Origin of the sequence: uncultured Thiocystis sp. (genome assembly GCF_903866365.1) — a bacterium.
Taxonomy (GTDB): domain Bacteria; phylum Pseudomonadota; class Gammaproteobacteria; order Chromatiales; family Chromatiaceae; genus Chromatium.
This window is the reverse complement of the sequence record NZ_CAIPNF010000400.1, coordinates 1-6468: the sequence shown is the minus strand read 5'-3', so window position 1 is coordinate 6468 and position 6468 is coordinate 1. Positions and strand designations below refer to the sequence as shown.

Genomic DNA, 6468 nt, shown 5'->3' with positions numbered 1-6468 from the left:
TGCGCGAGACGATCGCCCTGCTGCATCGGATTGCGCTGATCCAGCAGGTGCCGGGAATCCTGGCGGCGGACGATCCGGACCGGGCGCGATTGGCCGCGCTGGCCGCCGCGCTCCCCGCCGAAGATGTCCAGCTCTACTATCAGGTGGCGCTGACCGGACAGCGGGATCTGCCGCTGGCTCCGGATCCGCGCGCCGGGTTCGAGATGGTCCTGTTGCGCGCGCTGGCCTTTCGTCCGGCGGCGGGGTTGGGCGATTCCGCGCGGTTGCCGCGACCGGCGGCGGGAGCGCGTGCCGCTTCGGGCGGGGCGCGCCAGCCTGTCGAGCCAGCGTCGCCGCCCGCCAGAACGCAGGCGGCGACCTCGGTCCCGGTGTCGTCGGTCCCGAGTCCATCGCCGGGCACCCTGCCAGCCGCTCCGGCGGCGGTGCATGCCGCGCCGCGGATGGATGTGACGAGGTTGGAGTCCGTGGCCGACTGGCAGCAGTTGGTGGCGCGACTCCCGCTCAAGGGGATTCCCAGTCAACTCGCGCATCATTGCGGTTTTCTGGAATGGACGCAGGGTCGGCTGGCCCTGACACTGGATCCCACCGCCGAGAATCTGCGGGTTGCAAGCGCCGAGACGCGGCTGCGCGAGGCCCTGGAGCAGGCGTTGGGCGCGGCGGTCAAACTCGATATCCAGGTTGCGCATCCCCGCCAGGAGACGCTGGCGCAGCGCCGGGTGCGCGAGGCCGACGCGCGCCAGCGCGTCGCGGCGGACAGCATGCGGTCGGATCCGGTGGCCGAGCAGTTGCGCGAGCGCCTCGATGCGGAGTGGGTGCCGGGGAGTATCGCGCCAGCGGATTGACGCGATGCCATCGCGGCCCACGCATCGCTAAATTTGTTCTCTCTCATGCCCGTGCCCAGGCGGGCCTGGCGCCAAGAGCATGCGTGCTCGAATTTTTCACCATGAGGTCGATCGTTATGAAGGCTGGACTCGGTGGCTTGCTCAAGCAGGCACAGAAGATGCAGGAAGAAATGCAACAGGCACAGGTGCGACTGGCGCAGGAAGAGGTCACTGGCGAGGCCGGCGGCGGCATGGTCAAGATCACCATGACCGGCCAGCATCAGGTCAAGCGGGTCGAGATCGATCCCTCGCTCATGGGCGACGACAAGGAGATGCTGGAAGACCTGATCACGGCGGCGGTCAACGCGGCCACTCAGCGCATCGCCGAGAAGGTGAAGGCAAACATGGCCGAGCTGACCGCCGGGATGCCGCTGCCGCCGGGCATGAAGCTTCCCTTCTAAGCGACCGATCCCCGCCATGGCCGAGCGATCCTTGCTGAATCAGTTGATTGATGCCCTGCGCTGTCTGCCAGGTGTCGGGCCGAAATCGGCGCAGCGGATCGCCTTCCATCTGCTGGAGCGTGATCGGGAGGGCGGCGCCCGTCTGGCGCGCGTCATGGCGGATGCCATGGCCCGGATCCAGAGCTGTCGGCGCTGTCGAACCCTGAGCGAGCATGAACTGTGCGGGATCTGCGCCAATCCGAAGCGCGATGCGGGTCTGCTCTGCGTGGTCGAGCAGCCATCCGAGATCGTCGCTATCGATCAGGCGACCGATTTTCGTGGTCTCTATTTCGTGCTCGGGGGGCGACTCTCGCCGCTCGATGGCATTGGCCCCGACGAACTGGGTCTCGATTTGCTGGAAACGCGAATGCGCGACGAACCGATCGGCGAGGTGATCCTGGCTATCAGTCCGACCGTGGAGGGCAGCGCGACGGCGCAGTTCATTGCCGATTTTGCCGCCCGCCATGGGGTGAAGATCACCCGCATCGCCCATGGGGTGCCGCTGGGCGGCGAGCTGGAGCATGTCGACGGGGGGACGCTGGCGCTGGCCTTTGCCGGACGCCGTGACCTCTGAAATCCTGTGTCGACGCGCGTGAAATAACAGGATAAGGCGATTTGATGGCCGTCAGTATGGCGCGCGATGATTCAAACCATTCATGATTCCCTTGTTGACCGGCCGCAAACCGGCGCACAGGGAATGAGGGTAAGACGTATGTCCGAGACGCTGTTCGGCAGGATCGCTTCCGGCGAGATCCCCGTCGATCTTCTGTATGAAGACGAGGACGTGGTCGCCTTTCGGGATATCAACCCGCAGGCGCCCGTGCATCTTCTCGTGATCCCGCGCAAACCGATCCCGACGCTCAACGATGTGCAGCCCGAGGACGCGGCATTGATCGGCAAGTTGTTTCTCGTCGCGGCCACGTTGGCGGCGCGGGAGGGAATCGCCGAGAGCGGTTATCGAACCGTGGTCAATTGCAACGCGGGCGCGGGCCAAACCGTGTATCATCTGCACCTGCATGTCCTGGGCGGGCGCCCGTTGCAGTGGCCGCCGGGATAAGCCGCGCGTCATGCGTGCCAAACGTCGAACGTCTTATACTAGGATGCCAAGCGGACAGCGGTTAGCATGGAGGGTATGAGGCAGACTCGCTTGCACGAGGTATCGGATGGGCGACAGTCGAATCGAGACAGCGCGGGATCAGGGGCGTCCGACGCCCGAGTCCAATATCATGGCAGTGAATTCTCCGAACAAGGTGGCAGACGCTTCGCAAGGCTTTGAGCTAAAGGCGGCAAGTTTCACGCTGCCCATCATTCGACTGGTCGATAGCGACATCGATGCGGTAGCGGTTCGCTTGGGCGCCAAGGTCGAACAGGCGCCCGATTTTTTTCATAACACCCCGGTCGTGATCGATTTAAGCGGGTTTCCGTCCGATGCCGGGACGGTGGGTCTGCCGTTGCTGGTCGGGCTGTTACGCGGGTATGGCATGATTCCGTTCGGCGTGCGAGGCGGCAATCAGGAGCAGAATGCGGCCGCTGAGGCGCTGGAGCTTGCGATTCTGCGCGATTCCTATGTACGTGCCGGCAAATCCGCCGCCAAGGCGAATCCGCACGAATCCGATGCTGGAACCGAGCTTGATGCGGAACCGCTGCAGCCCCGGTCGGCGGGTATCTCGAAGGGCGAGCCACCGACGCGACGGGCGAGCACCGGTTCCATGGTCGTGGCGCGCCCGGTCCGTTCGGGGCAACGGGTCTATGCCGCGGGCGGCGATCTTTCCATTGTCGCGGCCGTGAGCTCGGGGGCCGAGCTGATGGCGGATGGCAACATCCATGTTTACGGCCCACTGCGTGGCCGCGCGCTTGCCGGTATGAGCGGTAACCTCGAAGCGCGCATTTTCTGTCAGGATCTGCAGGCGGAGTTGGTTTCGATTGCCGGTCATTACCGGGTCAGCGAGAATATTCCAGCGGAAATGCGAGGATTTCCGGTCCAGATTTTTCTGGATCAGAAGATCCTGCGTATCGAAAAACTTTAATCCTATGCCCATCGCGCGTGGATTTTCGCAAAGCAGGGGGCGCGCAATGCGGCAAACATCGACGTGCAGTCGGCATCTTCAGGACCGGGCAACGGAACAGATCCCTTTAAGGAGGGTGTGACCTTGGCGAGAATTATCGTGATCACCTCGGGCAAGGGCGGGGTCGGCAAGACGACCACCGCCGCCGCTCTGGCGATGGGGCTGGCTCAACGGGGCAAACGAACGGTGGTCATCGACTTCGATGTCGGCCTGCGCAACCTCGACCTGATCATGGGGTGCGAGCGGCGCGTCGTCTATGATTTCGTCAATGTCATCAATCAGGAGGCCAATCTTAACCAGGCATTGATCCGCGACAAACGGTGCGATCATCTCTATGTCCTGCCGGCCTCCCAGACGCGAGACAAGGACGCGCTAACAAAGGAAGGGGTGGGCCGGATCCTGGAGGAGTTGTCCCAGATTTACGATTTCATCGTCTGCGACTCGCCAGCCGGCATCGAACATGGCGCCACCATGGCGATGTATTTTGCCGACGATGCCGTGGTGGTGACCAACCCGGAGGTCTCCTCGGTGCGCGATTCCGATCGCATGCTGGGCATCCTGTCGAGCAAGTCGCGCCGGGCCGAGACCAACGACGAACCCATCCGCGAATTCCTGCTCCTGACCCGCTACGATCCCGCTCGGGTCGAAAGCGGCGAGATGCTGAGTGTCGACGACGTTCAGGACATTCTCTCCTTGAATCTGCTCGGGATCATTCCGGAATCCAAGGCGGTGCTGACCGCGTCCAATTCCGGCAGCCCCGTGATTCTGGACCGCGAAAGCGACGCCGGGCAGGCTTATGGCGACATGGTGGCGCGCTATCTGGGGGAGGAGGTGCCGCACCGGTTCCTTCATACGGAGAAGAAAGGCTTCCTGAGCCGCTTATTCAGAGGGTAACCCATGGGCCTGCTCGACTATTTCCGCTCCACCCAATCGAAAGGTTCCGCGAATGTCGCCAAGGAGCGGCTGCAGATCCTGGTGGCGCATGATCGTGCCGCGCGCAGTCGTCCTTCCTATCTGCCTCAGCTGCAACGTGAAATCCTGGCCGTCATTCGAAAATACGTCGATATCGATATGGATGCCGTCACCGTGAACTATGAGCAGGAAGAGTCGCATGAGGTGTTGGAACTCAACATCATCTTGCCCGATGCGGGCCATCGTGAGCTTTGACGAGATGTGACGCTGTTCGCACGCCTTGCACTTTCGCGTTCCCTTCCAGCGACCGAAGCCTATAGAATCGACGCCTTTCTGTTGGACGATTCGAGGAGGGATCCTGCGTTATGCATGCGCGCGATATTCAGTCCGAGAAAATCCGGTTTCTCTATGCCGGATCGCTGCTTCTGCTGATCGTCGGGGCCATGACGGCTGTGCTGATGGTCGTTCTGCACTGGAATCTGGTCCCGCGGGCGAGCCTTCTGCTCTGGCTGGCGGCGATGGTCATGGTACTGGCCGGGCGTGCCGGACTGCTCGTCTTTTTCCGTCGCCTGCCAACGCGGGATGAGGTGCTGGGCGCCCATTGGCTGTGGCGTTTTCGTCTTGGAACCCTGGCGAGCGGTCTGACCTGGGGCGTGGGCGCTGTCCTGCTGTGTCAGTCCGGGAACCCGGTGTACGAGGCATTTGTCGCCTTCGCCATGGCGGGGATCAGCGCGGCCGCGATTACGGCGCTGGCCATCGACCGGCTTGCCACGCTGTTCTTCGTCATCCCCCTGCTTGCGCCGCTGTCGGTTCGGTTTCTGCTGGATCCGGCGGAACTCGCCTTGACGATGGGTCTGATCGTCCTGTTGTTCCTGCTGATTCTGGCCGTGATCGCCGCCCGCATCGAGGCGTATCTGGAGGAAAACGTGCGACTGCGTCTGCAGGCCGAGTCGCAGAAACGTCAAATCCAGACCAATGAACTGCGTTGGCGCTTTGCCTTGGAAGGAAGCGGTCAAGGGCTGTGGGATTGGGAGATCGAGGATTGGGATCGGGACACCGACCGGGTTTTCTACTCGCCGCGCTGGAAATCGATGCTGGGATTTGCCGAGGATCAGATCGGTTCGACGCTGGCGGAATGGAAAAGCCGTGTACATCCGGAGGATTTAGCGACGGTGGGCGGGGCGCTGAAGCGCCATATCGACGGCGAGTCGCCATTCTACGAGACCGAACATCGGATCCGCTGTCAGGATGGCGGGTACAAATGGATCCTGGATCGGGGGCAGGTCATCGAACAGACGCCCCCGGGAATGCCGCGGCGGATGATCGGCGTGCATATCGATATCAGCGATCGGCAGTTTCGCGACGCCAACTTCGTGGAGCGAATCCTGGCGGTTCTGGAGCGCACTGGCATCGATCCGGGCCTGCTCGACCTGGAGTTGAACGAAAGCCTGCTGTTGCAGAACCCCAAGGGGGCCGTCGCTCGCATGGATGCCCTGAAAGCGCAGGGGGTGCGGTTGACGCTGGATCGTTTTGGCAGCGAACGCTCGTCGCTGGGCGCGCTGAAAAACCTCCCGCTCGATCGCCTGAAGCTCGATCGGTCCCTGATCCGGGATCTGTTCGCCGACTCGCGGGCGGCGGCGATTGCCAAAAGCGTGATTGCGCTTGGCGATGCGCTTGGATTCGAGGTGACTGCCGTGGGCGTGGAGACCGAGGCGCAACGGCGGTTCCTGGAGGCGCACGCCTGTCCGTCGTTCCAGGGATACCTGTTCAGTCAGCCGCTGTCCTTGGAAGAGCTGCATGCAGTCCGTCGCAATGGCGGCGTTTTGCAAACCGGGCTGTGAAAGGAACAGTGATCGGTTGTCAGTTGGCAGTTGGCAGTTGGCAGTTGGCAGCTTGTCACCGATCAGTAATCCTGAAAAAGCAGTTCTTGCCAAGACACCAGGGATTTTCAATGCGTACTGAGCGGTGGACCGCTTCCCCAGCGGGTGATCCGCCTGTGGGCTCATTTCGTTCGATGGGCAAAGGCTCTGGGCGTGGAAATCTTCGAGAGGCCATACTGATCACTGCCAACTGCCAACTGCCAACTGCCAACTGCCAACTGCCAACTGCCAACTGCCAACTGCCAACTGCCAACTGCCAACTGCCAACTGCCGCCTACTGCTCGGGCAG

8 protein-coding genes are annotated in these 6468 nt (G+C 62.4%); all 8 read left to right on the top strand.

The genetic code is table 11. From position 1 onward, the window contains the following. Positions 1–842 (top strand): DNA polymerase III subunit gamma/tau C-terminal domain-containing protein (locus QZY07_RS22255; protein WP_295407629.1); only part of this gene is annotated, 842 nt, incomplete at its 5' end. 116 nt (positions 843–958) lie between these two features. Next, positions 959–1282 carry a YbaB/EbfC family nucleoid-associated protein gene (locus QZY07_RS22250; RefSeq protein ID WP_295407632.1) on the top strand — a complete coding sequence of 108 codons (324 nt, stop codon included), beginning with the start codon at positions 959–961 and terminating at the stop codon, positions 1280–1282. A gap of 16 nt (positions 1283–1298) precedes the next feature. Then, positions 1299–1895, top strand: a complete 597-nt coding sequence (recR, locus tag QZY07_RS22245; RefSeq protein WP_295407626.1) for a recombination mediator RecR — start codon at positions 1299–1301, stop codon at positions 1893–1895. Between the two features lie 138 nt (positions 1896–2033). Then, positions 2034–2378, top strand: a complete 345-nt coding sequence (locus QZY07_RS22240) for a histidine triad nucleotide-binding protein (RefSeq protein WP_295407623.1) — start codon at positions 2034–2036, stop codon at positions 2376–2378. Between the two features lie 169 nt (positions 2379–2547). Then, positions 2548–3348 (top strand): septum site-determining protein MinC, encoded by an 801-nt coding sequence (gene minC, locus QZY07_RS22235; RefSeq protein WP_295407620.1) that lies wholly within the window; start codon positions 2548–2550, stop codon positions 3346–3348. A 123-nt stretch (positions 3349–3471) separates the two neighbouring features. Further along, positions 3472–4281 carry a septum site-determining protein MinD gene (gene minD, locus QZY07_RS22230; RefSeq protein WP_295407617.1) on the top strand — a complete coding sequence of 270 codons (810 nt, stop codon included), beginning with the start codon at positions 3472–3474 and terminating at the stop codon, positions 4279–4281. Positions 4282–4284: 3 nt separating this feature from the next. Continuing rightward, a complete protein-coding gene (gene minE / locus QZY07_RS22225; RefSeq protein WP_295407614.1) occupies positions 4285–4554 on the top strand; it encodes a cell division topological specificity factor MinE in 270 nt (89 codons plus the stop codon). Positions 4555–4664: 110 nt separating this feature from the next. Next, positions 4665–6140 carry an EAL domain-containing protein gene (locus tag QZY07_RS22220; protein WP_295407611.1) on the top strand — a complete coding sequence of 492 codons (1476 nt, stop codon included), beginning with the start codon at positions 4665–4667 and terminating at the stop codon, positions 6138–6140. Positions 6141–6468 lie beyond the last annotated feature (328 nt).